The organism is Sphingopyxis sp. Geo25 (assembly GCF_949769135.1).
Lineage (GTDB): Bacteria > Pseudomonadota > Alphaproteobacteria > Sphingomonadales > Sphingomonadaceae > Sphingopyxis.
Genome location: NZ_CATKOZ010000002.1, coordinates 307,501 through 334,031, shown reverse-complemented (window position 1 = coordinate 334,031; position 26,531 = coordinate 307,501). Strand labels below are relative to the sequence as shown.

Sequence of the window (26,531 nt, the reverse complement as noted above, 5' to 3'; positions counted from 1 at the left end):
ATTATGCTGCGACGGCCGCCTGCGGTGCCGCCTGGCGGACGCCTTCGTCGACATGGTCCGCAAATTGCGCGAAATTGTCGATGAATTGCCCGACCAGCGTTTGCGCCGTCCGGTCATAGGCTTGCTTGTCGGCCCATGCTTCGCGCGGGTCGAGCAGCGCCGTATCGACGCCCGGCACCGCGACGGGAACCAGGAAGCCGAAATTCGGATCCTTGCGGAATTCGGCGTCGTTCAGGCTGCCGTCAAGCGCGGCGTTGAGCAGCGCGCGGGTCGCCTTGATCGGCATGCGCTTGATGCCGTCCATCGTCGCCATGCCGCCAGTCCAGCCGGTGTTGACAAGCCAACACTGGACGCCGCCCTTGGCGATGCGCTCCTTGAGGAGATTGCCATAGACCGACGGGTGGCGCGGCATGAACGGCGCGCCGAAGCAGGTCGAGAAGGTCGCCTCGGGCTCGGTCACGCCGATTTCGGTGCCCGCGACGCGCGCGGTGTAGCCCGAAAGGAAGTGGTACATCGCCTGATCGGGGGTCAGCTTCGCGATCGGGGGCAGCACGCCATAGGCGTCGGCGGTCAGCATGATCACCGTCTTCGGTACCGGACCCATATTCTTTTCCGACGTGTTCGGAATGAAGTCGATAGGGTACGAGCCGCGGCTGTTCTCCGCGAGCGTTGCGTCGTCGAAGTCGAGTTCGCGCGTCTCGGGGTCCATCACGACATTTTCGAGCACCGTGCCGAAGCGCTTGGTCGTCGCAAAAATCTCGGGCTCGGCCTCCGGCGAGAGGCGGATCATCTTGGCGTAGCAGCCGCCCTCGAAATTGAAGACGGCGGTGTCCGACCAGCCATGCTCGTCGTCGCCGATCAGCGTGCGCGACGCGTCGGCCGACAAGGTCGTCTTGCCGGTGCCGCTGAGGCCGAAGAAGACCGCCGTGTCGCCATTCGGACCGATGTTCGCCGAGCAGTGCATCGGCATCACGCCCTTTACGGGGAGCAGGTAGTTGAGGATGCCGAACACCGACTTCTTCATCTCGCCGGCATACTGCGTGCCGCCGATCAGGATCAGCTTTTCGGTGAAGTTCACCGCGATCACCGTTTCGGTCCGCGTGCCGTGCTTGGCGGGGTCGGCGCGGAAGCTCGGCAGGTCGATGATCGTATATTCGGCCGCGAACGCCGCGAGCTCCGCCGCGGTCGGGCGGCAGAGCAGGGTGCGGATGAACTGGCTGTGCCAGGCGAATTCGGTGATGACCTGCACGCCGACGCGATGCTCGGGCTGCGAACCGCCGAACAGCTGCTGACGATAAAGCCGCGGGCGATCGGCAAGGTGCGCAAAGAAGTCGGCCTTCAGCGCCGCAAAATGCTCTGGGGTCATCGGGACGTTGGTCTTGCCCCACCAGATGGTGCCCCGTGTCTCGTCGTCCTGGACGATGAACTTGTCCTTGGCGCTGCGCCCGGTGTGCTTGCCGGTCTGAACGACCAGCGGCCCATCCTTGGCGAGCAGGCCCTCGCCGCCCCGGATTGCTTCCTCGATCAACGCCGAGGTGCCAAGGTTTTCGGCTACGTCGGCCTTTGTGTCGACGGTGTCGGTGCCGATCGCAAGCTTCGTCATTTTTCTCGCCTCTCCTCTGTCCCGACCGCACCTTATGCATAGGTATGCAGGGCATGCCATGCGAAAGCGTTGGGCCCGCATGACCATGGGGTGCCGACGGATACGTCGATTCCGAAATCCCGGCCGCGTTAGCGAGGATGAGGGCCGAGGTCAAAAGATTAAAGGGTAAATAACCGGCCGGTCGGGCCCGGTTGTCGCTCGGCCCCTTATCGGCTAATCGCTCGTTGGTCCGCCCAATGGAAAGAGCATGACGGCAACCATCGCGCTGGTCGACGACGACCGCAATATCCTGCAATCCCTGTCGATCGCGCTGCAGGCCGAAGGCTTTGTCGTGCGCGTCTATTCGGACGGCGAGGCGGCGCTGAAGCCGCTGATCGACAATCCGCCCGATCTTGCCGTGTTCGACGTCAAGATGCCGCGCATGGACGGCCTCGAACTGCTGCGGCGCCTCCGCGAGAAAAGCCAGCTTCCGGTGATCTTCCTGACCAGCAAGGACGACGAGATCGACGAAGCGCTGGGTCTCGCGATGGGCGCCGACGACTATATCGCCAAGCCCTTCTCGCAGCGGCTGGTGATCGCGCGCATCCGGGCGATCCTGCGCCGCGTCGAGCTCAACCGCGCGTCGCCGAGCGAGGATGAAGAACCCGTCGCCGATCCGATCAGCCGCGGCCGGCTGACGATGGACCCCGCGCGCCACAAGGTGAGCTGGGACGGCAAGGACGTCACCCTGACCGTCACCGAATTCCTGATTCTGGAAACGCTGGCGTCGCGCCCCGGCATCGTGCGCAGCCGCAACCAGCTGATGGACGCGGCCTATCAGGACGATGTCTATATCGACGACCGGACGATCGACAGCCACATCAAGCGGCTGCGCCGGAAATTCCGCGAGGTCGACCCCGAATTCGACGCGATCGCGACCCTGTACGGGGCGGGCTACCGCTTTTCCGATGACGGCTGACAGCAAGCGACCCGAGGGCAGCCTTGCCGAGCAGGAAGAGGCACCGCTCGTCTGGTCGGCGCGCTGGTCGCTGACGACGCGCATCCTTGCGGTCAACATCCTTGCGATCATCCTGTTCGGCGGCGGCTTCTTCTACCTCGACACCTATCGCACCCGCCTCGTCGACACCCGCATGGACGTGATGGCCGACCAGCTCGCGCAGCTCGACGAGGCGCTCGAGGCGGCCCGCCCCGACCAGCGCCAGCGTCTGATCGACAGCTTCACCCGCGCGACCGAATCGCGGCTGCGCTTCTATGCGCCCGGCGGCGCCAAGCTGTCGGACAGTTTCACGACCGGTCCGCCGACCTACACGCTCCGCGACCCCGATCTGCAGCCATGGAAGCGCGATGCCGCGCGGGCGATGGACCGCGGCATCGACTGGATCGTCGGCGCGCCGACCTATCCCGATTTCGAGGAGCCGCGAATCGATGTGGGCGGGGCCTGGCCCGAGGTCGTCGAAGCCTTCCGCACCGGCAAGGCGAGCAGCCGTTTCCGCTACGCCCCCGAACGCACCCCGCTGCTCAGCGCGGCGCGCGTCGTCGACCTCGAAACACCCGAGGTGATGATGATGACGCTCAACGCGCGCGACATCACCCGCACCGTCCGCGCCGAGCGCCTGCGGCTCGCGATCGTCGTCTCGATGGTGCTGATCACCTCGGTCCTTCTTTCGCTGTTCCTCGCGCGCACGATCGTCCGCCCCTTGCGCCGGCTTGCGCGCGCCGCCGTACGCGTCCGGCTGGGCCGCGCGCGCGAGGTCGTCGTCCCGCGCCTGCCGAGCCGGCGCGACGAGATCGGCACGCTCGCGCGCGCGTTGTCGGACATGACGCAGGCGCTGCGCGAACGCATCGACGCGGGCGAGCATTTCGCGGCCGACGTGACGCACGAGCTCAAGAATCCGATCGCGTCGGTCCGCTCGGCGATCGAGGGACTGGGACGCGTCACGACCGACGCGCAGCGCGAGCAACTGCTCGCCATCGCCGACGAGGATGTCCGCCGCCTCGACCGGCTCGTTACCGACATCAGCGATGCGAGCCGCATCGACGCGCAGCTCTCGCGCACCCTGTTCGAGCCGATCGACATCGGATTGATGATCGAATCGATGCTCGCGGGCCGCGCCGCGCGCGCGCGGAACGCGCCGAACCCCCGCATTGCCTTCGCCCGCCCGCGCAAGGGCACGACGACGGTGATGGGCGACGGCCATCGCCTCGAACGTGCGATCGACAATGTCATCGACAATGCGATCAGCTTCTCCCCCGATGCGGGCCTCGTCTGTATCGCCGCGACGAGGCTCGGCGACGAGGTGCATATTCGCGTCGACGACGACGGCCCGGGCATCGACCCCGACCAGCGCGAGGCCATCTTTCGCCGATTTCACAGCGAAAGGCCGCGCGACGAAGCATTCGGCAAGCATAGCGGACTGGGGCTGGCGATTGCCCGGACGATCATTGAGGGGCATCAGGGAACAATTTCCGCGCGCGACCGCGACGACGGCAAGCGCGGCGCGAGCCTGCTGATCACCCTGCCCGCGCGCGAACGATCGGAAGAGCAGGGTTAACGCTCGCCGCCCCATCTTCCTTGCAGCGGCGTAACATCGCCGTTAAGCCCCGGTGATGTTCCCGAGCCGGACCAAGCCCGAGATCCAGAATATCCACGCCAGCTGCGTCGCGGCGGGCAGTGGTGGGGTGCTGATCCTCGGCAATTCGGGACAGGGCAAGTCCGACCTCGCGCTGCGGCTGATCGACAAGGGAGCGCGGCTGGTCGCCGACGACCGCTGCGATATCTGGTACGACCGCGAGCGGCTGTGGTGCCGCCCGCCCGAAGCGCTTGCCGGCAAGCTCGAGGTACGCGGGATCGGCATCGTCGAAAAGCCGTGGACCGCGCCGGTGCCGCTCGCGCTCGCGGTGCGGCTGAGCGACCGCTACGACCGCATGCCCGCGGTGGGTCAGGTCGAGATGGTCGCGGGCCATCCGCTTCCCGCGCTGCTGCTCTCGGCCTTCGAAGCCTCCGCCCCGATCAAGATCCTGCTCGCGCTGGAACGGCTGGCTCCCGAGCGATGACCGCCGCCGCCGCAGAGCCGCGCCTGCTCCTCGTCACGGGACTCTCGGGCGCGGGCAAGTCGACCGCGCTCAAGGTGCTCGAAGATCTGGGCTGGGAGGTAGTCGACAATCTGCCGCTCGCGCTGCTCGATGCGCTGATCGAGGCACCGGTAAAACGCAGCGAGGCGCATCGGCCTATCGCGGTCGGGATCGACAGCCGCAGCCGCGGCTTTCGGCCCGCGCTGCTCGTCAAGCAGATCAAGGAATTGCGCGAGAGCGGCGGCCGCGATGTCCAGACCTTGTTCCTCGACTGCGCCGGCGCCGAGCTGGAACGCCGTTTCTCCGAAACGCGTCGCCGCCATCCGATGGCCGAGGATCGCCCCGCCGCCGACGGCATCGCGCGCGAACGCGAGATGATGGAGCCGCTCCGCCGCTGGGCCGAGCATGTCGTCGACACCACCAACTACAGCAGCAACGACCTGCAACAGGAGGTCCGCCAGCGGTTCGGCGACACCGAAGAGGGCGCGCCGGTCCTCAATGTGCTGAGCTTCGGTTTCGCGCGCGGCCTGCCGCGCAACGCCGACCTGGTGTTCGACATGCGCTATCTGCGCAACCCGCACTGGGATCCGAAGCTCAAGCCCGGCACCGGGCTCGACGCCGATGTCGCGGCCTATGTGATGGCCGATCCTGCCTATGCGGACAGCGTCGCGCAGATCGAAAGGCTGATCCTGACCCTGCTGCCGCGCTACCGCGCCGAGGGCAAAAGCTATGTCACCATCGCCTTCGGCTGCACCGGCGGACGCCACCGGTCGGTCCATGTCGCATCGCGTGTTGCCCAAACGCTACGCGAGTCCGGTTATGAGCCAGTGCTGACCCACCGCAATCTTGACTCGGCGCCGCAAGATGGGCTTGAGGGCAAGCCCCCGCCCGCAGCTCCCGCGGCCGTCGGCAACAGATAAGGGTCTCGCATTCCATGCCCACCGACAAAGCACTGCCGCTCCTCGGGATGGTCCTCGTGACCCACGGCCGGCTGGCCGAGGAAATGGTGACCGCGATGGAGCATGTCGTCGGCCCGCAGCGCGCGATCGCCACCGTCTGCATCGGCCCCAACGACAATATGGAGATGCGCCGCAAGGAAATCGCCGACGCGATTCGCAACGTCGATGAGGGGCGCGGGGTGATCATGCTGACCGACCTGTTCGGCGGCACGCCGTCGAACCTCGCGATCAGCCTGCTCGAAAGCGGCCGAACCGAGGTGATCGCGGGCGTCAACCTGCCGATGCTGATCCGGCTCGAAAGCGCGCGCAAGACGATGGACCTGCGCGCCGCGGTGACCGCAGCGAGAGAAGCGGGCCAGAAATATATCTCCGTCGCATCGGAGATGTTGGGAGTGGGGCCATGAGCGAAGCCAGCGAAACGGTCGAGATCACCAACCAGCGGGGACTCCATGCACGCGCGAGCGCAAAGTTCGTGACCTTCGTCAGCCGCCTGCCCGACACCGTGTCGGTCGAGGTCGAAAAGGGCGGGTCGCGCGTCAACGGCACCTCGATCATGGGGCTGATGATGCTTGGCGCCGCGAAGGGCGACAGCATCACGATCCACACCCGCGGCGACGGCGCCGATGCCGCGCTGCTGAAGCTCGTCGGGCTGGTCAAGGACAGCTTCGGCGAGGATTGATCCCATGGCGACCGGTCGCCGCAGCCGCATCGAAAGCCTTTCCAACCCGCTGGTCAAGCGGATGCGCCTGCTGCGCGAAAAGCGGCACCGGCGCGCCGAGGGGCTGTTCCTGGCCGAGGGGCTGCGCATCGCGACCGAGGCACGCGAGGCAGGCGTGCTGCCGCAATGGCTGTTCCTCGCCGAGGAAGGCGCCGCGCATCCGCTCGCACGGGCGCTGGTCGAGGCGACGCTCGCGAACGGCGGCGAGGTGATCGACACGACGCCCGCCATCCTCTCCAAACTGTCGGGGAAGGACAATGCGCAGACGATCGTCGGCATCTATGCCGAACCGAAAACCGCGCTGACCGACCTCGACCGCACCGCTGCGCCGATCTGGCTCGTCGCCGAGCGGCTGCGCGATCCGGGCAATCTCGGCACGATGCTGCGCACCGGCGATGCGGTCGGCGCGGGCGGGCTGATCCTGCTCGACGAGTCGACCGATCCCTATGCGGTCGAGGCGGTCCGCGCGAGCATGGGGGCGATTTTCACCCAGCGCCTTGTGCAGGCACGCTGGGAGGAATTCCTGCCCTGGCTGCGCAGCGGTCCCGGCCAGCTGGTGGCGACCTGGCTCGGCGACGATACGCAGGATTATCAGGCGGTGCGCTATGCGGCCCCGACCTTCATCCTCATCGGCAATGAATCGCAGGGGATGCCCGAGGACTATGCCGCGGCCGCCGACGTGCGCGTGAAGATGCCGATGATGGGCAAGGCCGACAGCCTGAACGCCGCGGTGGCGGCCGCGGTCATGGCCTATGAGGTGCTGAACCAGCGGCGGACGCGTTAGCGCCGGTTCATCGTCGAGACACGCGCGCCGATTTAGTGCATATTCGTCATGCCGAACGTGTTTCAGCATCCATGACCGGCGCCCCCGTTCAGCGTCACGCCAAGGAAATGGTCGCGCCATGGACCCTGAACCAACTTCAGGGTGACGAGAATGGAAAGGCCGCCCCCACGATGCGTATGTTGCCGCTGCTCGCTCTGTCCGCCCTCACTGGCTGCGTCCCCGCCGCCGAACCGCCGCAGGGTCCGAAGCCCGCCGCCTATTTCGCGCTCGGCACCGAGCCCGGCTGGACGCTGGAGATCACCCCCGAACGGCTTGGTTACAACGGCGACTATGGCGAGACGAAGATCGCCGTCGCCAACCCCGGTGCGCGCCCGAGTTTCAATGGCGAGCGCTATGTCACCGACCGACTGACGGTCGACGTCACGCACGCGACATGCAGCGACGGGATGAGCGACCGCCGCTATCGCGACACGGTGACGGTCACCGCCGACGGCAAGACGGTGAAGGGTTGCGGCGGCGGAGTCCTGCCGCCCGGCGAACTGGCGGGGACGCGCTGGACCTTCGTGTCGATCGGCGGCGCGCCGGTAGCGGGCGACCGCCCGACCTCGCTGCAATTCGACGGCGAGCGGCTCAGCGGCAGCGCGGGATGCAACCGCTTTTCCGGCAGCTACAAGGTCGAAGGCCGCACACTGACCGCAGGGCCGCTGATGGCGACGAAAATGGCGTGTCCCGGTACGGGAATGATGCAGGAAAGCGCCTTCTTCGCCCTGATGCGCGGCCCGGTTACCCTGAGCTTCCCGAGCGACGGCACGCTGGAAATCACCGGAGCCGATGGGCAGACGGCAGTATTGAAGCGCGCGATCTGAGCATCGCCCGCGCACAGGCGGGGCGACGGTGCTACTGGCTCGCGTCGTTCACTGCGGCGGGAGCGCTGGCTAGCTTCGCCAGCGGACGCGCGGTCTGTTCGGCGACGGGAAGCGAGGCGATTTCCCTGTCGCCGGTCTCGACATCGAGCGCCTCGAAACGCTTCGCCTGCGTCAGCACCTGGGATTCAAAGCTGCCGACGAAGGCGTTGTACGCGCCGGTCGCCTGATCGAGGTTCTTGCCGACGCGCGCGATATGCGATCCCATCACCGACATGCGCGCATAGAGTTCCTTGCCCAGCGCCGCGATCTCGCGCGCCTGTCCCGCGAGCTTTTCCTGCCGCCACACCGCCGCGACGGTGCGCGCGATCGCGATCAGGTTGGTCGGGGTCGCGAGCAGCACCTTGCGCTCGAACGCATAGTCCCAGAGCTCGTGATCCTGATCGAGCGCGGCGGCAAGAAAATGCTCGCCGGGGACGAACATCACGACGAAGTCGGGGGTGTCGTCGAACTGGTTCCAGTAGGACTTGGCGCCGAGCGTGTTGACATGCGCCTTCATCGCCGCGGCGTGCGCGGCGAGATGCACCACCTTCTCGCTCTCGTCGACCGCGCCGAACGCATCCTGATAGGCGTTGAGCGACACCTTGGCGTCGATGACGAGGCTCTGCCCGCCGGGCACCTTCACGACGACGTCGGGGCGCAGCCGCCCGCCGTCGCCGTCGGCAACGCTGACCTCGGTCTGGAAATCGGCATGTTCTGAAAGCCCACAGCTTTCGAGGACGTTGCGCAGTTGCTGCTCGCCCCAGCGCCCGCGCGCCTTGGGGGCGTTGCGAAGCGCGTTGACGAGCTTCGCCGCCTCGCTCGACACGCGCTCGGTGCCTTCGCGCATCGCCGCGATCTGGCCGTGCAGCAGCCCGAATGCATTCTGGCGCTCGGCCTCGACCTTGCCGACGGCTTCCTCATATTTCTGCAGCCGCTCGTGGACGGGCGACAGCAAAGCCTTGAGGTTCTGCCCCGCCGTCTCCTCGCTCTGCTTGAAGCGCTGCTCGGCGCGCTCGAGGAACGCCTTTTGCGCTTCACCGAGCATCGCCTGCCCGACTTCGCGGAACTGCGCGGTGAGCGCCGTCTGCGCGTCGCGAAGCTGGGCGATCTGCGCCTCGTGCGCCTCGTCGCGGGCGCGCTGTTCGGCAAGCAGCGACGCGAGTTTGAGGTCCGCCGCCTTGCGCGCCTCGGCCTCGGCCGCCAGATCGGTCACCGCCGCCTTGAATCGCTCGGACAATCCATCGCGCTCGGCCTTGAGCGCCCCCGCCTGCCGCCCGGCGAGCAGCCAGCCGATCAGACCGCCGAGACAGATAGCGGCAAGGGCGATGACGAGCGCGGTGACATCCATGCGCGGAACATAGATCGAACGCCGCCCTTCTGGCTAGCGCTAAAATCCCCTCAGAGGAGATCGCTCGCGACGTCGAGTTCGCGCACGCGACGCTTCTGCCGCGCGGCATCGACGAGCCGGCGCAGTTCCTCGCGCCGTTCGGCCGCGCGGTCGATATGCGGCATCACAAGTGCGCCCTCGCGTGTCGTCTCGTCGGACGAATCGATGCTGATCGTCCCGATTCCCGCCCATTGATTGATCAGCGTGAAATCCATGCGCACGTCCTTCACCCGATAGAGTTCGATCTCGTCGACGCTTTTGACGAAAATCCCCTTGCGCAGGATCAGCCGGTCCTCGGTCAGCTCATAGGTGACGTCGAGATTGCGGATCCACTGGACCAGGATGATCAGGAAGCCGACCCCGACGAGGCAGAGCAGCAGGGTCAGCCAGCCGACGAGGGTGCCGCGCAGCCAGCCCCAGGTCGAGGAACGGAAGCGATCGAGAACTTCGGGCATATGCACCTCTCCCATGATCAGATTGGCCTAAACGATCAGATTGGCAACAATATAGCGCGCGATCAGCAGCGACAGGATCGCGATACTCGCGCGCCGCCCTTTCACCCCCATCGCCGCCACGACGAGCGCGACGAAGAGCAGCGTCATCCCGAGCGGAAACGGCCGAAACAGTAGCCGCGACAGGTCGGGATGATTGAGGAAATAGGCGAGTTGCGCGCCCAGCAGCACAAGCAGCAGGCCGAACACCAGTCGGCGCACGCGGAAATAATGGGTGTCCAGATTGGCAAACCCCTCGGGATGCGAGGGAAAAACGAGTCGCGCCGCGAGAAAATAGAGGCCGGCGAAAGCCACCACCGCCATCAGCGCGGTCGACGACACGACGACATCCGCCTTCACGCGCCATGCCGAGGCCCAGAACGACAGCAAGTCGAGCATCACGAACACCGCCAGGAGCGGCGTCAGCCAGCCGATCGCGAACCGCTCCTTCTCGGCCTCCGCCGTGAACCGCGCCTCGAGCGCGCGCCCGAGCCCGCCGAGCAGCTCGACCATCGAGAGGCCGAGAAGCAGGCTGTAGAGCGCGAAGACGAACTCGAAATCGCTCACGCTCCCGCTCCCCACTCGGCCGGCAGGATCGCGCGATAGGATTGGGCGTCGGGCGCGCCACCGACAAGCCGGCCCTGCGTCAGAAGCCAGTAGTGCCGGACGATCTCGGCCTGCTGCTCCAGCCCGTAACGTTCGAGCGGCCAGCCGGGTTTGAGGCTGTAATCATAGGTCGCGAACGGATGCCGCATCAGCACCAGATACCAGCGCCCGCGCCGCTGCGCCTGCCAGACATGCGTCATTTCGTGGAGAAATAGCCCTTTGGCCTGCAATTCCGCGTCGCGCCCGCCCGCCGGGCAGGAGAAATCGTCGCAATATACGCTGCCCTTGGGGTGGAAATGCAAATCGCCCATCGGCGCCATCACGATGCGGCGCGGCTGGAAGAATATCCATTTATAGCGGCGCACGCGCACGCGCGCATAATCGATCGCATCGCCGAAAACCGTCCGGGCGAGCGCGATTTCACCGGTCGTGAGGGGTCGCGACGGCCGCGCCACCCGCGCTTATTTCTTCGCCGCGTCCGCAGCCGGCTCCTCAGCCCCAATCGCGCCGCCATCTTTCATATCATGATCCATGCTGCCATGGTCCATCGCCATCCCCTCATCGCCCCCGGCCGCCGACGCCTGCTTGATCGGCAGGTCGAAGAGGATGCGTTCGTTATTGTTGTTGGTGAACACGAATGCCATCGGCAGCTTGCCCGCGCGCACCGCGGCGGGGTTGATGTTCCAGATCATCAGATGCTTGCCGCCGGGCTTGAACTGCAGCTTGCCTTCGGCGGGCACATCGGCGCTCATCAGCGGCTTCATCGTCACCACGCCATTTTCCTTGACGCTCTCGTGCATTTCGACGCGCTGCGCGAGGTCGGCGGTCACCGCCATCAGTTTTACATCGCGCGGCCCGCCGGTGACGGTGAAATACCCAACCGCCGGTCGGTCGGGCGTCGCGCCCAGCTGGATATAGCCGCCAACCACATTGAGCTGCGGTCCGGCGCCCAGATTCTCCTTGCACCCGGTCAGCGTGAGCGCGGCGGCGCCAAGGGCTGCACCGATCAAAGCGCGGCGTACGAAGGGCTTCATCGTTCTGGGACTCCCGAAATGCGTCAATTTTCATCGTCCAGATAAGCCGTCAAAGCCCTTGTGCCAAGCTAAAGCGCACCTATATCGCCCACAACATTTCCATGTGAGGCGTGCCTTTTGAGGGCGCCCAAGAAGCAACAAGGACGTTGATAATATGGCCAAAGTGATCGGGATCGACCTCGGCACCACGAACAGCTGCGTCGCGGTGATGGAAGGCGGGAAGCCCAAGGTTATCGAAAATGTCGAAGGCACGCGCACGACGCCGTCGATCGTCGCCTTCGCAAAGGATGGAGAGCGCCTCATCGGCCAGCCGGCAAAGCGCCAGGCCGTCACCAACCCCGAGAACACGATTTTTGCGGTGAAGCGCCTCATCGGCCGCCGCTTCGACGACCCCATGACCAAGAAGGACATGGAACTCGTCCCCTATACGATCGTCAAGGGCACCAACGGCGACGCATGGGTCAAGGCGGGCGGCGAGGATTATTCGCCGTCGCAGATCAGCGCCTATATCCTCCAGAAGATGAAGGAAACCGCCGAGGCCTATCTCGGCGAAAAGGTCGAGCAGGCGGTCATCACCGTTCCCGCTTACTTCAACGACGCCCAGCGTCAGGCGACCAAGGACGCCGGCAAGATCGCGGGCCTCGAAGTGCTGCGCATCATCAACGAGCCGACCGCGGCCGCGCTCGCCTATGGCCTCGACAAGACCGAGAACAAGACGATCGCCGTCTATGACCTTGGCGGCGGCACCTTCGACATCTCGATTCTCGAGGTGGGCGACGGCGTGTTCGAGGTGAAGTCGACCAACGGCGATACCTTCCTCGGCGGCGAGGATTTCGACAGCAAGATCGTCGAATATCTCGCCGACACCTTCAAGAAGGACGAGGGCATCGACCTGCGTTCGGACAAGCTCGCGCTGCAGCGTCTGAAGGAAGCCGCCGAAAAGGCGAAGATCGAACTGTCGTCGGCCGCGACGACCGAGGTCAACCTGCCTTTCATCACCGCCGACGCCAACGGGCCGAAGCACCTGGTGAAAACGATCACCCGCGCCGACCTGGAAAAGCTGGTCGAGGATTTGATCAAGCGCACGCTCGAACCCTGCAAGAAGGCGATCAAGGACGCCGGCGTTTCGGCGAGCGAGATCGACGAGGTCGTGCTCGTCGGCGGCATGACGCGCATGCCGCGCGTCCGCGACGTCGTGAAGGATTTCTTCGGCAAGGAACCGCACACCGGCGTGAACCCCGACGAAGTCGTCGCGATCGGCGCCGCGATCCAGGCGGGCGTGCTGCAGGGCGACGTCAAGGACGTGCTGCTGCTCGACGTGACCCCGCTGTCGCTCGGCATCGAGACGCTGGGCGGCGTGTTCACGCGCATGATCGACCGCAACACCACCATCCCGACCAAGAAGTCGCAGGTTTACTCGACCGCCGACGACAACCAGTCGGCAGTGACGATCCGCGTCTTCCAGGGCGAACGCGAAATGGCCGCCGACAACAAGATGCTCGGCCAGTTCGACCTCGTCGGCATCCCGCCGGCGCCGCGCGGCGTGCCGCAGATCGAGGTGACCTTCGACATCGACGCCAACGGCATCGTGTCGGTCCACGCCAAGGACAAGGGCACCGGCAAGGAACAGCAGATCAAGATCCAGGCCTCGGGCGGCCTCAGCGACGCCGACATCGAACAGATGGTCAAGGACGCCGAGCAGTTTGCCGAAGAGGACAAGAAGCGCCGTGAGGCGGCGGAGGCGAAGAACAACGCCGAAAGCCTGATCCACACGACCGAACGCCAGCTCGAAGAGCACGCCGACAAGGTCGACCCCGGCCTCAAGGGCGAGATCGAGGCGGCGATCGCCGAAGCCAAGACGGCCGTCGAAGGCGGCGACAGCGCCGCGATGACCGAAAAGGCGCAGGCGCTCGCGCAGGTCGCGATGAAGCTGGGCCAGGCGATCTACGAGAAGGAACAGCAGGCCGCGGCATCGCCCGCCGCCGACGCTGGCGAGCAGAAGGCCGACGAAGATGTCGTCGATGCCGAATTCTCGGAAGTCGAAGACGACAAGAAGTAAGCAGGAAACTCTCCCCGCGGCGTCCCTTGGGCGCGGCGGGGATGACGGGGTCAGAGAATGTCGCTCGACATCGATTATTACGAATTGCTCGAAGTCGAGCGCAACGCCGACGACAAGACGCTGAAGTCGGCGTACCGCAAGCTCGCGATGCAATATCACCCCGACAAGAATCCGGGGTGCGGCGACAGCGAAGCGCGGTTCAAGGCGATCAACGAAGCCTATGACTGTCTGAAGGACCCGCAGAAGCGCGCCGCCTATGACCGGTTCGGCAAGGCGGCGTTCCAGAACGGCGGGCCCGGCGGCGGCTTCGGCGGCAATGCCTCCGATTTCGGCGACATCGGCGATATTTTCGAATCGATCTTCGGTTCGGCCTTTGGTGGCGGCGGGCGCCAGCAGCGCGGTCCCGCGCGCGGCGCCGACCTGCGCTACGACATGGAGATCAAGCTCGAAGACGCCTTCGCCGGCTGCGAGCGCGAGATTCAGGTCGACGTCGCCGCGCGCTGCGAGGCATGCGACGGCTCGGGCGCCAAGCCCGGCACGCGGACCAATCGCTGCTCGACCTGCGCAGGCCATGGCAAGGTCCGCGCACAGCAGGGCTTCTTCATGGTCGAACGCACCTGCCCGACCTGTCAGGGCGCGGGCGAGGTCATCGCCGACCCCTGCAATACATGCCATGGCGAAGGCCGCGTCGACCGGCGCAAGACGCTGACCGTCACCATCCCGCCGGGGGTCGACGAGGGAACGCGTATCCGCCTGTCGGGTGAAGGCGAAAGCGGCGCGCGCGGCGCGGCGCCCGGCGACCTCTACATCTTCCTCCACATGGCGCGGCACAAGGTCTTCGAGCGCGAGGGCACGACGCTGTTCACGCGCGCGCCGATCAGCTTCACCACCGCAGCGCTCGGCGGGTCGATCACCATCCCCGGGCTCGACGGCAAGAAGCACGACATCGCCATTCCCGCGGGCATCCAGTCGGGCAAGCAGCTCCGCCAGCGCGGCGCGGGCATGCCGGTGCTCAACGGCCGCGGTACGGGCGACCTCGTGGTCCAGATCGACGTCGAGACACCGACGAAGCTCAGCGCGCGGCAGAAGGAATTGCTCTGCGAGTTCCGCGAGACCGAGACGGGTGAGGAATGCCCCGCGAGCCAGGGTTTCTTCGGGCGCATCAAGGAAATGTGGGACGATCTGACGGATTGATCCGGCACTCGCGTCGACATACCAAACATCGTCATTCCCGCAAAAGCGGGAACCCAGGGGCAGAGTAGGCCGATGCGCGCTCTGCGACCCCGCTTTCGCGGGGATGACGAACCCATCTAACCGATTTCCACCCGCAGCTCGTCGATCAGCGCCTTCACCTGCGGCAGCCGGCTTTCCTCCTCGTCGAGGATCGCATGGAAGGCGCGGCGCTTGATCGCCGCCAGTTCCTCCGCGCTCAAGGCGCCCGCCACGCTGCTCGCGACGATATCGACCAGCCGGTCGGCGCCGTGGAGCCGCCCCCACAGATAGTCATTCTCGCGGTATGCGCGGCTGAAAAAGGCGCCGAAGCTGTTGAACTCGATCCCCTTCAGCATCGCCCCCGCCCCGCCGGTGCGGATGGCGGTCGCGTCCGACGGCGAGATACGATCGACCTTGATCGGATCGAACTCGTCGAACCCCTCGCCCTGCAACAGCGGCAGGGTCGCGATGTCGTAAAAGGGGTAGCCGAGGTAGGCGAGCAGCATCTTGCGCCGGTCGTCCTTGGGGAGCTGCGCGAGCCCTTCGGCGACCAGATTATCGGCCTCGGCATCGGCGCCGATCAGGTCGCGGCGCGCGCCGATCGCGTCGATCCATGCCGCCGCACCGGCGTCGGCGGGCACGTCGACCTCGGACAGCCAGTCATCGCCCTCGCGCTCGACATATTGGCCCAGCGCCGCATAGATCGCGTCGCGCATCGCATCGCACGCCGGGTCGCGCGCCTCGCGCTTCGCCTCGACGACGCGGTCGAGCTCGCGCGCGAGAAAGCGCAAGCGGCGGATGCGAAAGCCAAGGTCGTGGGTACGGAAAAACACCACCGCATCGTCGCTTGCGCCCAGCCCGCGCCGTCCCGACAGCCGGTCGAGCCCGCGCGCCCGCACCTCGTCCCACATCGCGTTGCGGCAATTGCGCTGGTGGATGTCGCCCTCGGGCGGCGCGAGCCGGTCGACCGTGCCGACCAGTTCCTCGACCACCGCCGACAGTTTGAGGTGGCCATAAGGCGCATAAGCGAAGCCTGCGCGCGCCGAGGCCTGATCCTGCGCCTTCGCGCGCCATTTCTGCAACCGCGCGGGGGTCGGCGTGTCGAGGAAGAAGGTGGTGCCGAACAGCGCCGCGACCTGTTCCTCGACCTCGACCTTCATCGCGTCGATGATATACTGCATCCGCCGGATGCGCCGTGACATGCCCTCGATCGCCTCGACATTGTCGCGAATCGGCTGTTCGCGCGGAATTTCGGACAGCGCGCCGAGGATCGTCGACATGAAGCCCGGAAGCTTCTTCTCCTCCCCCGCCGTTGCCTCGCCGGGCTTGCCGAAGCTGATCGAGCGGTAGTCGGGCTTGGGATCGATATAGACAAAGCGCCGGTCGATCTCGCGCCGCGCGGGCCGCTGCTTGAGCGCGGCGATCGCGGGGCGGAAGGGTGCGTTGGCAAGCACCGATCCGTCGATCAGCACGCGGTCGGCGGGATCGGCCTCGCCGCCTGCGGGAAGTTGCGCGCGGATGAAGGCGTCGCGGCCGGACCATTCGATCCCGCGCTTGTCCAGCACGCGGTCGAGCTCGCGCAAGGTGAAGGGCGGAAAGGCGCCCGGAAAGCTCGCGGTCGCCCGCGCCGCCGCGGCGAGCGCGGGGACATCATCCAGCCCCTCGGGCGCTTTCGGATCCTGCCGGAAATGGATCACCAGCCGGTGCTCCTGCTCGGTCACGCGCGGCGGGCTGTTCAACGACAGGGGGGTGCTGTGCCCCGCAAAATCGGTGACCGAGACGAACAGGTCGACCGGCTGGCCCGTGGGCACCAGCGACGGCCCGACCGGCCCGCTGTCCATCGCATCGAACGCATCGAGCAGCAGGTTCGAGAAAGTCTCGCCGCCGAAGGGCGGTTCGAACCAGCGCGCACGCACGAAGCGCGACAGCTTGGCGCGCACCTCCTCCTGCGCGCCCTCGCCAACCGTCCGGTCGATCACGTTGCCGCGCCGCTTCATCGCCCAGCCCGCGATCGGCACCGCCCAGAATTTGGTCGCCGCCGACAGCGGCCGCGCGTCGGGGTCGAGCAGATAATCGACGTCGGCATCCTTCAGCCACAGCTCGGTCAGCGGATCGAGCGACTGGCCCGTCGCGATCGCCCGCGCGAGGAAGATGCCGTTGATCCCGCCCGCGCTCGCCCCCGCGACGATGTCGGCCATGACCCGCAGCCTGACCCCGCCGCGCTCGCCGAGCGCGGTGAGCAACTCGCCATAGACGCGCCCCGAACCCTGCTGTGGCCGCCCCTCATGAAAGGCGCGCGACGCCGCGGCGAGCCGCCAGACCTCTTTGGTAATGCCGTGCATATAGACGGCGAGGCTGATGCCGCCGTAGCAAATCAGGGCGAAGCGCAGTTCCTTTTCCCGCATCGCGACAATGATAGCGCGCTTTGGGGGGCGCCGTCACCTTTTCAGACGGAATGACGGAAACCGGGCGTCGGCTGCCACTGGCGCCGATCTGGATCGAATAGCCGGTTGCGACGGAAGGTGGCCTATCCTGCATCGTCTCTTTCATCGTCACCCTGAACTTGTTTCAGGGTCCATGGTCTGCCGTTTCCTTCGGCGCCGCGCCGGATGCAAGGCCCGGCCATGGATGCTGAAACAAGTTCAGCATGACGAGAATTGAAAGGCTGGAATCCACCCCAAAGCCGTCCTTCGCAAAAAAGCCCGGCAAGGCCTGTGACCGGCGCTGGCCGGGCGGCTCGGGATCAGGCGCCGACCGACTTGTTCTCGACCACCTCGAGCGGCGGCGGCGACTTCACCGCGCCGGCGCGGCGGTGCGAGAGCTTGCCCTCGACCTTGCCGCCGTTTTCGATCGTGATCGTTTCATAGGTGACGTCGCCGGTGATCCGCGCGGTGGCATGGACGATCAGCGTCTTGGCCTCGATCGACCCGTCGAGCAGGCCCGCGATCTTCGCCGTGTCGGCGATCACCGCGCCCTTGATCTCGCTCGCCTCGCCCTGCACCAGGTTGGCGCATTTCAGGTCGCCGTCGATCTTGCCGTCGACGTGCAGGTCGACGCTGGCCGAGACGTTCCCGGTGATGACCACGTCCGATCCGAGGACCGAAAAGGTGGTGTGACGCGCGCCGGTCGCCATCTTAGCTGGCAGTGCGGCTGGCAGCGAGGGCGCCGACTCGCTGTCGGGCGTCGTCTTTGACTTCAAGAACATCGGCTTTGGCCTCCAGGAAGCGGCGCGGGTTGACCGCGACCCCGTTCAAACGAACTTCGAAATGCAGGTGGCTGCCGGTCGAACGGCCGGTCGAGCCCATCTTGGCGATCTGCTGGCCTGCGGCGACCTGCGCGCCCACCGCGGTGTTGAAACCCGACAGGTGCGCGTAGCGGGTCAGGATGCCCTGGCCGTGATCGACCTCGACGACATTGCCATACCCCGACTTCTGCCCGACAAAGACGACGCGGCCGGGGGCGGCGGCGAGGATCGGGGTGCCGAGCGGCCCGGGGAAATCGAGCCCGGCGTGCATCGCGCCGGCGCCGGTGAAGGGGTCGCTGCGATAGCCGAAGCTCGACGAGAGCATCAGCACGTCGGCCGGCTTGCCCGAGGGCACCGCGACGAGCGTGCGTTCGAGCACTTCCATGCGGAACAGCGCGCCCTCGAGCGCGGCGAACGAGGCGCCGAACGCCTTCGCCTTGCCGGTCGTGCCGCGATAGGGGATGAAGGGACCGCCGCGGCCGGACGCGGCGTTGCGGACGAGCGCCCTGGGATCGAGCCCGAGCTTTGCGACCGCGACCTCGGCCTTTGCCGCGCGCTCGTTCACCGCCGCCAGCAGGCGCGCCGCGAACCGTTCCTGACGCTTTTCGATGCGGGCGAGCGCCTGCGCCTCGGGCGGCAGGTTCGGGTCGATCGCGCTGGTTTCGAGCGTCGCGGGCTCGGCCTTCGCTTCGGTGCCGGCTTCGGGCGTCACCGCCGCGGGTTCGACGCCGAAGTGCGTCTCCGACCATTCGTCGAGCTGGTCCTGCCGCTCTTCGAGGTCGGCGGCGGTTTCGGCAACGCGGTCGCGATATTTGGCGATGCGGGCTTCGGCGGCGGTTGCCGCGGCCTTCTGCGCCGCGACTTCGGCGCGCTCGCCCGAACTCAGCATCTGGTTCGCCAGTATCGCGAGCGTCACGCCCGCCCAGGCAAGCAGCACCGCGCCGGCGATGAGCGCGACGCGCTTTTGCCAGACCGCGCTGACGCGAAGGAAACGCACTTGACCGTGCGTGCGGATGAAGATTTCATGGTCCTGAAACAGCGCCGAGACGCGCTGCCGCCAATGGCGCAGGCCCGTTAATTTCGAAGACAAGTGGCGACCCCATCTTGTTGTTCTGTGGAGCCCTCCGCCCCGCTTGGAGGGCGCCTTACCAGCGCGCGAACCCCCTTACGAATCATTGCGGGGCGAGTCGCGCCGAGTCGAACATGACTCGCGGTGAACGGTGTCAAAGGGCGCCAATGGCGCCATTTTGGGAGGATTCAGGCCCGCGAATCGCCTGTTAACATTGACGGCTTGCTTACCATTTCGGGGTAGGGAAAGAGGGTGACCGACATGTCCCATACCCCGATCCCCGCAAGCGCAAATGCCCTTCAGGAACAGGCGCCTGCGAGCCGCCGCCGTCCGCGCTCGGCGGTCAGCGCGGGCGTCGGGATCGTCGGCCTGATCGGCCTTTTGGCGTATCTGCTCATCGCGCGCCACGCCGCGGATATCGCCGCCCTCCTTGGCGTCGACTGGGGCAACCGCGGTCCGATGAGCGGGCCCAATTCGGCGATCGTCAGCGTGCTCGCCTGCGGCGTGCCGATGGTGCTGTGGTCGCTGTTCGTCGACAAGGTGCACCGCAACCCCTCGACCGGGATCGACTGGAACCAGCGCCGCCCGTGGCGCGACACGCTCGACATCAGCCTGACCAAGCTCGCCGGGCTCTGGGCGACCTGGCTGCTGCTCGCGGGTTTCTATGCGACGATGCGCTATTATTGGGAGGGCAGCTATGCCTTTTCGATGGATCTGCTCGAGCGCGTCGTGCCGTGGCTGCTGCTGGTCTCGGTGCCCTATACGCTCTGGCTCGACCGCCGCATGGTCGAGCCGCGCGACGGCTGTTACCAGTTCGGCCGCTGGATGATCGCGCCCGGCCAGCCGGTCGACGGCCGTGCGATCGCGCATCATTTCCGTGCCTGGGCGGTGAAGGGCTTTTTCACCGCCTTCATGCTGTCGATCGTGCCGGGCAATTTCGCCGCGCTGGTCACCGTCGGGTGGAGCGACGTGCTCGCCAACCCCTATATGACCGGCATCTGGGCGATCAACATCCTCTACCTCGTCGACGTCCATATCGCGACCGTCGGCTATATATTGACGATGAAGCCGCTCGATTCGCACATCCGGACGGCGAACCCCTATTTCATGGGCTGGGTCGCGGCGCTCGTCTGCTACCCCCCCTTCATCCTGATGAACGGCGGCCCGCTCGACTATCAGGTCAACGGTGCCGACTGGGGCTATTGGCTGCAGGGCCACGACACGCTGATGGCGCTCTGGGCGGCGCTGCTGTTCGCGCTCGTTGCGGTCTATGCCTGGGCGACGATGGCGTTCGGCATCCGCTTTTCGAACCTGACGCACCGCGGCGTCATCACCCACGGCCCCTATGCCTTCACACGCCATCCCGCCTATGTGTCGAAGAATCTGAGCTGGTGGGTCGGCTCGCTCCCCTTCCTGGTCACCGCCGGAGGGCCGATCGAGGCGGTGCGCAACACGGTCCTGCTCGGGCTGGTCAGCGGGGTCTATTACTGGCGCGCCAAGACCGAGGAAAAGCATCTCCTCGCCGATCCCGCCTATCAGGCCTATTGGAACTGGGCGCAGGCGAATGCCCTGGTGCCGCGCCTGTTCGCGAAGCTGACGGGACGGGCGCGCCCGCTCATTCGCCTCGAACCCGATCCGCGCGTCGGGCCGGTCGCCTGACAGGGGCGGACGCCGTACAGCGCCCGCCCGCTCGCATCGTCAGAATTTGAACGCGGCTTCGACGCCCCAGATGCGGGGCTCGTTGACGAAGCCGGTCAGGTTGTTGAAGTCGATCCCGCCGACCGCCGAGGTGTCGTTGGTGACGTTGCGGACGAACGCGGCGAAGTCGTAATGATCGGTCTTGTACCCGACGCGTACGCCGCCCTCGAGCAGGCGCTTGTCCTGGAACTCGACCGATTCATAGAGGAAGAAGTTGATCTTCGAACGGTACGACCAGTCGGTATAGACATAGACCTCGCCGTCGCCGACCGGGACGCCATATTTGGCGGTCCAGTTCGCGATCCAGCGCGGCGACTGCGGCAGGCTGTTGCCGTCGATGTTGACGATCGCGGCCGCGAAGGGCGCCGCCGGAACGACGATCGGGTCGAGCACGGTGCAAAGCGACGGATCGCCGGGCAGCAGGTCGACGCGCGTCGCGCCGCATGCCGCGGTGGTCAGGTTCGGGTCGCGGATCTCGGTATGGTTGTAGCTGAGGCCCGCGGTGAGCAGCAGCCGGTCGACGGGCATCAACTCGACATCGAGTTCGAAGCCATAGCCGCGGACATTGTCGGCGTTGATCAGGCGGTTCGCGTTGACCCCGCCACCGACCGCGGTGAGCTGCGCATCGTTGAGGTTGTAGAGGAAGCCCGACAGGTTGATGCGGCCGCGGCCACCCAGAACGGTCGATTTGACCCCCGCCTCATAGGAGGTGATCGTTTCCGAATCGCCGATCGTCACGCCCGATTCGAGCGGCGTGGCGGTCGCCGGCGGGAAGAGGATACGGCCCTGGATGCTCGGCGCGCGATAGCCGCGCGCGACGCGGGCATAGAGGTTGATGTCGTCGGTCGCGGCATAGGCGATGTTCGCGTCCCACGTGACATTGTTATCGCTGACGCGGCGGTTCACCGTACCGAGCGGGTTCTGCAGGAAGTTCGGGAACTGTGTGTCCTTGCTGCGCACCACCGTATAGCGGCGCTTGTCGTCGTTGTAGCGGACGCCGCCGGTGACGCTGAGCTGGTCGGTGAGGTGATAGGTCAGCGAGCCGAAGACGCCATAGGCCTTGCTGTGCTGTTCCTGCGCGACGACGATATTGACCCCGCCGACGGCGTTGTTCGGGTCGCCGAGGGTCGAGTAATTCTCGCTGAGGATGTCGAGATCCTCGTCGAAGTAGAAGAAGCCGGCCTGATAGGAGAGCGGGCCGTTGCCGTTGCTCTCGAGGCGGACTTCCTGCGTGAACTGGCGCAGTTTCGGCACGCTGTCGCGCGTTTCGGCGGTGAAGGGGATGTCGCCGGGGCCGTAGAGGTTCGGCGGCAGGAAGTTGGCGCCGAAACCGCCGTCGACGTCGCCGACCGAGGTCGCGTGACCCTTCCACAGGCTGGTGACCGAGATCAGCGAAACGGGGCCGAGATCCCAGTTGACGCGCGCCGAGGCATTGCCGGTGCGCACGCGCTGTTCATTCTTGCCGTCGGTCGAGACGCGGTAGCGGTCGAAATTGTCGTTGAGCCCGGTCTCGCCGCGCGTGAAGACATTGGCGCGGAACAGGCGCGCGGTGCCGTTGAGGCGGCGGAGCTGGCCGGTGAGCAGGATTTCCAGATTGTCGGTCGGCTTGACGAGGCCCTGGAAGCGGAGCGCGAGCTCGTCGAAGCCCTCGAACGCATCCTTGGTGGTGCCGCTGGGGACGACATTGTCGACATAATCGTCCTGGCGCTGGTAGAGCCCCGACACGCGGATCGCGACCTTGTCGCCGAGCGGGCCCCCGACGGCGCCCTGGGCGTTGATCGCGTTGAAGCGGCCATAGGAAATGCGCCCGTAGCCGCCGAATTCATCCTTCGGCTTCACCGAATCGAACTTGACGATGCCCGCGGGGGTGTTGCGGCCGAACAGCGTACCCTGCGGACCGCGCAGCACTTCGACGCGCTCGATATCGAACACCGGGAAGCCCTTCAGGATCGGGTTCTCGAGGACGACGTCGTCATAGACAAGGCTGACCGGCTGCGACGCGTTGAAGTCGAAATCGGTGTTGCCGAGACCGCGGATGTAGAAGCGCGGGAAGGTGCGGCCGAACGAGGATTCGACCATCAGGCTGGGCACCTTGGCCGACAGCGAGCGGACGTCCTGGCCGCCGGCTCCGATCGCGTCGAGCTTGTCGCCCGAGACCGCGGTGATCGAGATCGGCACGTCCTGCAGATTTTCTTCGCGGCGCTGCGCGGTGACGATGATCTCGCCCAGCTGGCCTTCTTCGGCGGCGGGGGCGGCGTCCTGCGCGGCGGCGGGCGCGGCCCAGCCGGCGGCGAGGATCGCGAGGACGGGGGCTATAGCGGTAGCGGAAGGAAAAAGGCGCATGGCGAGCTTCCTGAAACAGAGTGAACGTTGGGAGAGCGAAAAACCAACCGCTCTTTGGCGGTCCGCGCCGCCGCGATCAATCGGCGAAGCACGGGCTGCTGACGATCATGTCAACAGTGTTGCGCAATTGCTTCACTTTCGAGGCGAGGGGATGGCCGGTTTCGAACGGAAGCGGACCTATCTTTCATCGTCACCCTGAATTTGTTTCAGGGTCCATGGTCTGCCGTTTCCTTCGGCGCGGCGCAGGATGCAGGGTCCGGCCATGGATGCTGAAACAAGTTCAGCATGACGAGCTTGGTGCGACAGCTCCCACTCCGTTTCCGTCGTTCGCCGTCGATTTGAAACGGATGTCAGAAATCGACCGATTGCGGCCCTAACTGACCCCGTTCGCATCGAGCGAAGTCGAGATGCCCCTCGGGCTAGGCGCAAGGCTGCTGGGTGTCTCGACTTCGCTCGACACGAACGGAAATAGGGGACGGTCTGGAATCAACCCCTTTTCAGACACTTCCTCGGCGATGAAGGCGCGCCCGCGCCAGACACGAAAAAGCCCGCTAACTCATCGAGAAAGCGGGCTAATTTTGGTTGCGGGAGTAGGATTTGAACCTACGACCTTCAGGTTATGAGGCTTCTACGTATCTTCTATTTTCAATAGCTTAGCTTAGAGAAATAATCCGAAACTAGTCCAAATGCAGGGGATATTCGGACCGGTCTTATCCACCAGCTATTCGCCTCGGCGCATTGTGGCCTCGAGTTCCGTATCGTTCACCTCCACCCAGCGTTCGAGCTGCTCCATCAGACCCGGCCAAACATCGTTGTACTCATGATGAAACGTTCCCATGCATAGCTCCATGGAGTTCAGGTGCTTGTCGCCGTACAGGTCCGCCCAGCGGTTTGAGAAATCCGTTTCGTATTCGTCATGATTGATCGTCGAGTACCCCCGGCACAGCCCTTCGTAACTCGGATGAGCACTTTCGGACAAATCAGCGTACATCGCCATAAGTCCCGGATACCGCTTGTCACACTTCTCGAGAACCGTGACAATATTTAGCGATCTAGGACCGCCCTCGTTGTTCCGAGATCCGAGCAGCAGGACAGACGTTTTGTCACCAAATTCATGGAAATTCGCATTGCCGTCGAGCACCTGTTGCATCTGCTGATTCAGATAAATCAGGGTGGCGCCTGACTCGAACCCACTACGCAACAAAATGCGAGCGCCAAGAACGTGCCCTTGCTGAAACAACGCGTAGGACTGCGTCATCAGATCGGCCATCCGCCAGAACACAGCCTCTCGCAGCATCCATACTCTGAATAATGCCTTCCATTTGTAGGCGACGGGGTCTCGAGACAGAAGCCCCGCTACAGGAATTACGGAAACCAGCCCTTCGTGCCAGTTGGCAAGGTTCTGTTCGATAGCATTCATTGTCATAATGGGGGCAGTCTATTGCCACCTGCGCCGATCAGTCGCACCTATTTTCCGAAAGTCGGAAAAGACCTGACGGGCGTCGGGAACGCAGTGGATTGTTCTTAATAAACAATCAGGTGCATTCGCCGGCCATTCCGAACAAATTTCGGAACGATTTCCAAATTTTCCTAGATCCTGAACGCAAGAAAGCCCCGGAAAAACCGAGGCTTTACAATACTCTAGTTGGTTGCGGGAGTAGGATTTGAACCTACGACCTTCAGGTTATGAGCCTGACGAGCTACCGGGCTGCTCCATCCCGCGTCAACCAGCGGCGCTTCCCTTGCAGGACCGCCAAAAACAGCAAAAGGCCGGCATCTCTGCCGGCCTCTAACTTTGTGAATGGGTTTCTTTTCGACCTTACGTCGGCTACAATGCCTGGCGACGTCCTACTCTTCCAACGCTTAAGCGGTAGTACCATCGGCGCTGTCAGGTTTCACGGCCGAGTTCGAGATGGGATCGGGTGGGTCACTGACGCCATGGTCACCAAGCAATGAAGCCGGCGTAGGGTCAAAAGGGTTTCAATCGATATCCGTGCAATACTGTCTGATCAATCATCCACTATCGCGGACAATCCGACGGCTTCTGGCCGATCAGGCTTGTCGTTGATGGCGGGACTCTAAAGTGCGAATAGAGCAATTAGTATCGGTTAGCTCCACGCGTTACCGCGCTTCTACATCCGATCTATCAACGTGGTGGTCTTCCACGGCTCTAAGAAATCTTATCTTGAGGGAGGCTTCCCGCTTAGATGCTTTCAGCGGTTATCCCGTCCATACATAGCTACCCTGCTGCGCGGCTGGCGCCACGACAGGTACACCAGAGGTATGTTCAACCCGGTCCTCTCGTACTAGGGTCAACTCCTCTCAAATTTCGACGCCCACGGCAGATAGGGACCAAACTGTCTCACGACGTTCTGAACCCAGCTCACGTACCACTTTAATTGGCGAACAGCCAAACCCTTGGGACCTGCTCCAGCCCCAGGATGTGATGAGCCGACATCGAGGTGCCAAACGATTCCGTCGATATGAGCTCTTGGGAATCATCAGCCTGTTATCCCCGGCGTACCTTTTATCCGTTGAGCGATGGCCCTTCCACTCGGGACCACCGGATCACTATGACCGACTTTCGTCTCTGCTCGACTCGTCAGTCTCGCAGTCAGGCAGGCTTATGCCATTGCACTCTAACAGACGGTTTCCAACCGTCCTGAGCCTACCATCGCGCGCCTCCGTTACTCTTTAGGAGGCGACCGCCCCAGTCAAACTACCCGCCACAGAGGGTCCCTGATCCAGTTTCATGGATCGAGGTTAGACATCAGAAAACAACAGGGTGGTATTTCACCTATGGCTCCACACCGGCTGGCGCCAGTGCTTCAAAGCCTCCCACCTATGCTACACAGTTCTTTCCTAATGCCACTCTGAAGCTGCAGTAAAGGTGCACGGGGTCTTTCCGTCTAACCGCGGGTACTCCGCATCTTCACGGAGAATTCAATTTCGCTGAGCATCTCCTGGAGACAGTGGGGAAGTCGTTACGCCATTCGTGCAGGTCGGAACTTACCCGACAAGGAATTTCGCTACCTTAGGACCGTTATAGTTACGGCCGCCGTTTACCTGGGCTTCATTTCGGAGCTTGCACCCCTCCACTTAACCTTCAGGCACCGGGCAGGCGTCAGGCCCTATACGTCGTCTTGAAGCCGACTTAGCAGAGCCCTGTGTTTTTGCTAAACAGTCGCTACCCCCTGGCCTGTGCCCCCCACAAATGGTTGCCCAAATGTGGGGCCTCCTTCTTCCGAAGGTACGGAGGCAATTTGCCGAGTTCCTTCAGGAGACTTCTCTCAAGCGCCTTGGTATACTCTACCATCCCACCTGTGTCGGTTTAGGGTACGGTCTAT

23 protein-coding genes, 1 tRNA gene and 2 rRNA genes (1 of these 26 running past the window's edge) are annotated in these 26,531 nt (G+C 64.8%); 12 read left to right on the top strand and 14 right to left on the bottom strand.

The window, feature by feature from the left end:
- Position 1: 1 nt before the first annotated feature.
- Positions 2-1,603: a phosphoenolpyruvate carboxykinase gene (locus QOL68_RS08805; RefSeq protein WP_282948828.1), complete on the bottom strand. Its 1,602-nt coding sequence runs from the start codon at positions 1,601-1,603 to the stop codon at positions 2-4.
- Positions 1,604-1,850: 247 nt separating this feature from the next.
- On the opposite strand from QOL68_RS08805, the gene QOL68_RS08800 reads away from it, so the two are divergent.
- The 8 genes from QOL68_RS08800 to QOL68_RS08765 all read left to right on the top strand — a co-directional run bounded on the left by QOL68_RS08800 (position 1,851) and on the right by QOL68_RS08765 (position 8,002).
- Positions 1,851-2,561, top strand: coding sequence for a response regulator transcription factor (locus QOL68_RS08800; protein ID WP_058454998.1), 711 nt, complete (start codon positions 1,851-1,853; stop codon positions 2,559-2,561).
- Positions 2,551-4,155 carry a sensor histidine kinase gene (locus QOL68_RS08795; protein WP_282948830.1) on the top strand — a complete coding sequence of 535 codons (1,605 nt, stop codon included), beginning with the start codon at positions 2,551-2,553 and terminating at the stop codon, positions 4,153-4,155. Before QOL68_RS08800 ends, QOL68_RS08795 begins: the two co-directional genes overlap by 11 nt.
- A 55-nt stretch (positions 4,156-4,210) precedes the next feature.
- Positions 4,211-4,657: an HPr kinase/phosphorylase gene (locus QOL68_RS08790; protein ID WP_058454996.1), complete on the top strand. Its 447-nt coding sequence runs from the start codon at positions 4,211-4,213 to the stop codon at positions 4,655-4,657.
- Positions 4,654-5,595 (top strand): RNase adapter RapZ, encoded by a 942-nt coding sequence (gene rapZ, locus QOL68_RS08785; RefSeq protein ID WP_282948833.1) that lies wholly within the window; start codon positions 4,654-4,656, stop codon positions 5,593-5,595. Before QOL68_RS08790 ends, rapZ begins: the two co-directional genes overlap by 4 nt.
- A gap of 14 nt (positions 5,596-5,609) precedes the next feature.
- Positions 5,610-6,038 (top strand): PTS sugar transporter subunit IIA, encoded by a 429-nt coding sequence (locus QOL68_RS08780; RefSeq protein ID WP_058454994.1) that lies wholly within the window; start codon positions 5,610-5,612, stop codon positions 6,036-6,038.
- Complete coding sequence (locus QOL68_RS08775) at positions 6,035-6,313, top strand: HPr family phosphocarrier protein (RefSeq protein ID WP_058454993.1); 279 nt, start codon at positions 6,035-6,037, stop codon at positions 6,311-6,313. Before QOL68_RS08780 ends, QOL68_RS08775 begins: the two co-directional genes overlap by 4 nt.
- Before the next feature lie 4 nt (positions 6,314-6,317).
- Complete coding sequence (locus QOL68_RS08770) at positions 6,318-7,136, top strand: TrmH family RNA methyltransferase (protein ID WP_058454992.1); 819 nt, start codon at positions 6,318-6,320, stop codon at positions 7,134-7,136.
- A gap of 71 nt (positions 7,137-7,207) precedes the next feature.
- The gene (locus tag QOL68_RS08765) at positions 7,208-8,002 is read left to right on the top strand and encodes an META domain-containing protein (protein WP_282948839.1); all 795 of its coding nucleotides are present in this window, start codon (positions 7,208-7,210) and stop codon (positions 8,000-8,002) included.
- 31 nt (positions 8,003-8,033) lie between these two features.
- Here QOL68_RS08765 and QOL68_RS08760 read toward each other — a convergent pair whose 3' ends face one another.
- From QOL68_RS08760 to QOL68_RS08740, 5 genes are read right to left on the bottom strand one after another with little or no spacing between them, the layout of a single operon-like run.
- A complete protein-coding gene (locus QOL68_RS08760) occupies positions 8,034-9,389 on the bottom strand; it encodes a DNA recombination protein RmuC (RefSeq protein WP_282948841.1) in 1,356 nt (451 codons plus the stop codon).
- A 50-nt stretch (positions 9,390-9,439) separates the two neighbouring features.
- A complete protein-coding gene (locus QOL68_RS08755) occupies positions 9,440-9,883 on the bottom strand; it encodes a PH domain-containing protein (protein WP_282948843.1) in 444 nt (147 codons plus the stop codon).
- A 27-nt stretch (positions 9,884-9,910) separates the two neighbouring features.
- Positions 9,911-10,486, bottom strand: a complete 576-nt coding sequence (locus tag QOL68_RS08750; protein ID WP_282948845.1) for a hypothetical protein — start codon at positions 10,484-10,486, stop codon at positions 9,911-9,913.
- Positions 10,483-10,980: a vgr related protein gene (locus QOL68_RS08745; RefSeq protein WP_282948847.1), complete on the bottom strand. Its 498-nt coding sequence runs from the start codon at positions 10,978-10,980 to the stop codon at positions 10,483-10,485. Before QOL68_RS08745 ends, QOL68_RS08750 begins: the two co-directional genes overlap by 4 nt.
- A 6-nt stretch (positions 10,981-10,986) precedes the next feature.
- Positions 10,987-11,559 carry a copper chaperone PCu(A)C gene (locus QOL68_RS08740; RefSeq protein WP_282948849.1) on the bottom strand — a complete coding sequence of 191 codons (573 nt, stop codon included), beginning with the start codon at positions 11,557-11,559 and terminating at the stop codon, positions 10,987-10,989.
- A gap of 154 nt (positions 11,560-11,713) precedes the next feature.
- Here QOL68_RS08740 and dnaK point away from each other — a divergent pair, with 154 nt between their 5' ends.
- Together dnaK and dnaJ are read left to right on the top strand one after the other, a co-directional pair.
- Positions 11,714-13,618, top strand: coding sequence for a molecular chaperone DnaK (gene dnaK / locus QOL68_RS08735; RefSeq protein ID WP_058454986.1), 1,905 nt, complete (start codon positions 11,714-11,716; stop codon positions 13,616-13,618).
- A 57-nt stretch (positions 13,619-13,675) separates the two neighbouring features.
- Complete coding sequence (dnaJ, locus tag QOL68_RS08730; RefSeq protein WP_282948851.1) at positions 13,676-14,812, top strand: molecular chaperone DnaJ; 1,137 nt, start codon at positions 13,676-13,678, stop codon at positions 14,810-14,812.
- A 116-nt stretch (positions 14,813-14,928) separates the two neighbouring features.
- Here the strand turns inward: dnaJ and QOL68_RS08725 are convergent, their stop codons facing one another.
- The 3 genes from QOL68_RS08725 to QOL68_RS08715 form a co-directional block, all read right to left on the bottom strand.
- Positions 14,929-17,235 carry a patatin-like protein gene (locus tag QOL68_RS08725; protein WP_282948853.1) on the bottom strand — a complete coding sequence of 769 codons (2,307 nt, stop codon included), beginning with the start codon at positions 17,233-17,235 and terminating at the stop codon, positions 14,929-14,931.
- Between the two features lie 338 nt (positions 17,236-17,573).
- A complete protein-coding gene (locus QOL68_RS08720) occupies positions 17,574-17,963 on the bottom strand; it encodes a bactofilin family protein (RefSeq protein WP_058454983.1) in 390 nt (129 codons plus the stop codon).
- Between the two features lies 1 nt (position 17,964).
- Positions 17,965-19,164 carry a M23 family metallopeptidase gene (locus QOL68_RS08715; protein WP_282948856.1) on the bottom strand — a complete coding sequence of 400 codons (1,200 nt, stop codon included), beginning with the start codon at positions 19,162-19,164 and terminating at the stop codon, positions 17,965-17,967.
- Positions 19,165-19,404: 240 nt separating this feature from the next.
- On the opposite strand from QOL68_RS08715, the gene QOL68_RS08710 reads away from it, so the two are divergent.
- The gene (locus QOL68_RS08710) at positions 19,405-20,802 is read left to right on the top strand and encodes a methyltransferase family protein (protein ID WP_282948858.1); all 1,398 of its coding nucleotides are present in this window, start codon (positions 19,405-19,407) and stop codon (positions 20,800-20,802) included.
- A gap of 39 nt (positions 20,803-20,841) precedes the next feature.
- On the opposite strand, the gene QOL68_RS08705 is transcribed toward QOL68_RS08710, so the two are convergent.
- Positions 20,842-23,184: a TonB-dependent receptor gene (locus tag QOL68_RS08705; protein ID WP_058454982.1), complete on the bottom strand. Its 2,343-nt coding sequence runs from the start codon at positions 23,182-23,184 to the stop codon at positions 20,842-20,844.
- On the opposite strand from QOL68_RS08705, the gene QOL68_RS08700 reads away from it, so the two are divergent.
- Positions 23,183-23,383 (top strand): hypothetical protein, encoded by a 201-nt coding sequence (locus tag QOL68_RS08700; protein ID WP_282948861.1) that lies wholly within the window; start codon positions 23,183-23,185, stop codon positions 23,381-23,383. The genes QOL68_RS08705 and QOL68_RS08700 overlap by 2 nt on opposite strands.
- A 522-nt stretch (positions 23,384-23,905) precedes the next feature.
- Here the strand turns inward: QOL68_RS08700 and QOL68_RS08695 are convergent.
- The 4 genes from QOL68_RS08695 to QOL68_RS08680 all read right to left on the bottom strand — a co-directional run.
- Complete coding sequence (locus tag QOL68_RS08695; RefSeq protein ID WP_282948863.1) at positions 23,906-24,604, bottom strand: hypothetical protein; 699 nt, start codon at positions 24,602-24,604, stop codon at positions 23,906-23,908.
- A 226-nt stretch (positions 24,605-24,830) separates the two neighbouring features.
- Positions 24,831-24,907: transfer RNA gene (locus QOL68_RS08690), tRNA-Met, on the bottom strand.
- 112 nt (positions 24,908-25,019) lie between these two features.
- Positions 25,020-25,134: ribosomal RNA gene (gene rrf / locus QOL68_RS08685) — 5S ribosomal RNA — on the bottom strand.
- 129 nt (positions 25,135-25,263) lie between these two features.
- Positions 25,264-26,531 (bottom strand): 23S ribosomal RNA (locus tag QOL68_RS08680); it runs 1,523 nt beyond the window's last position.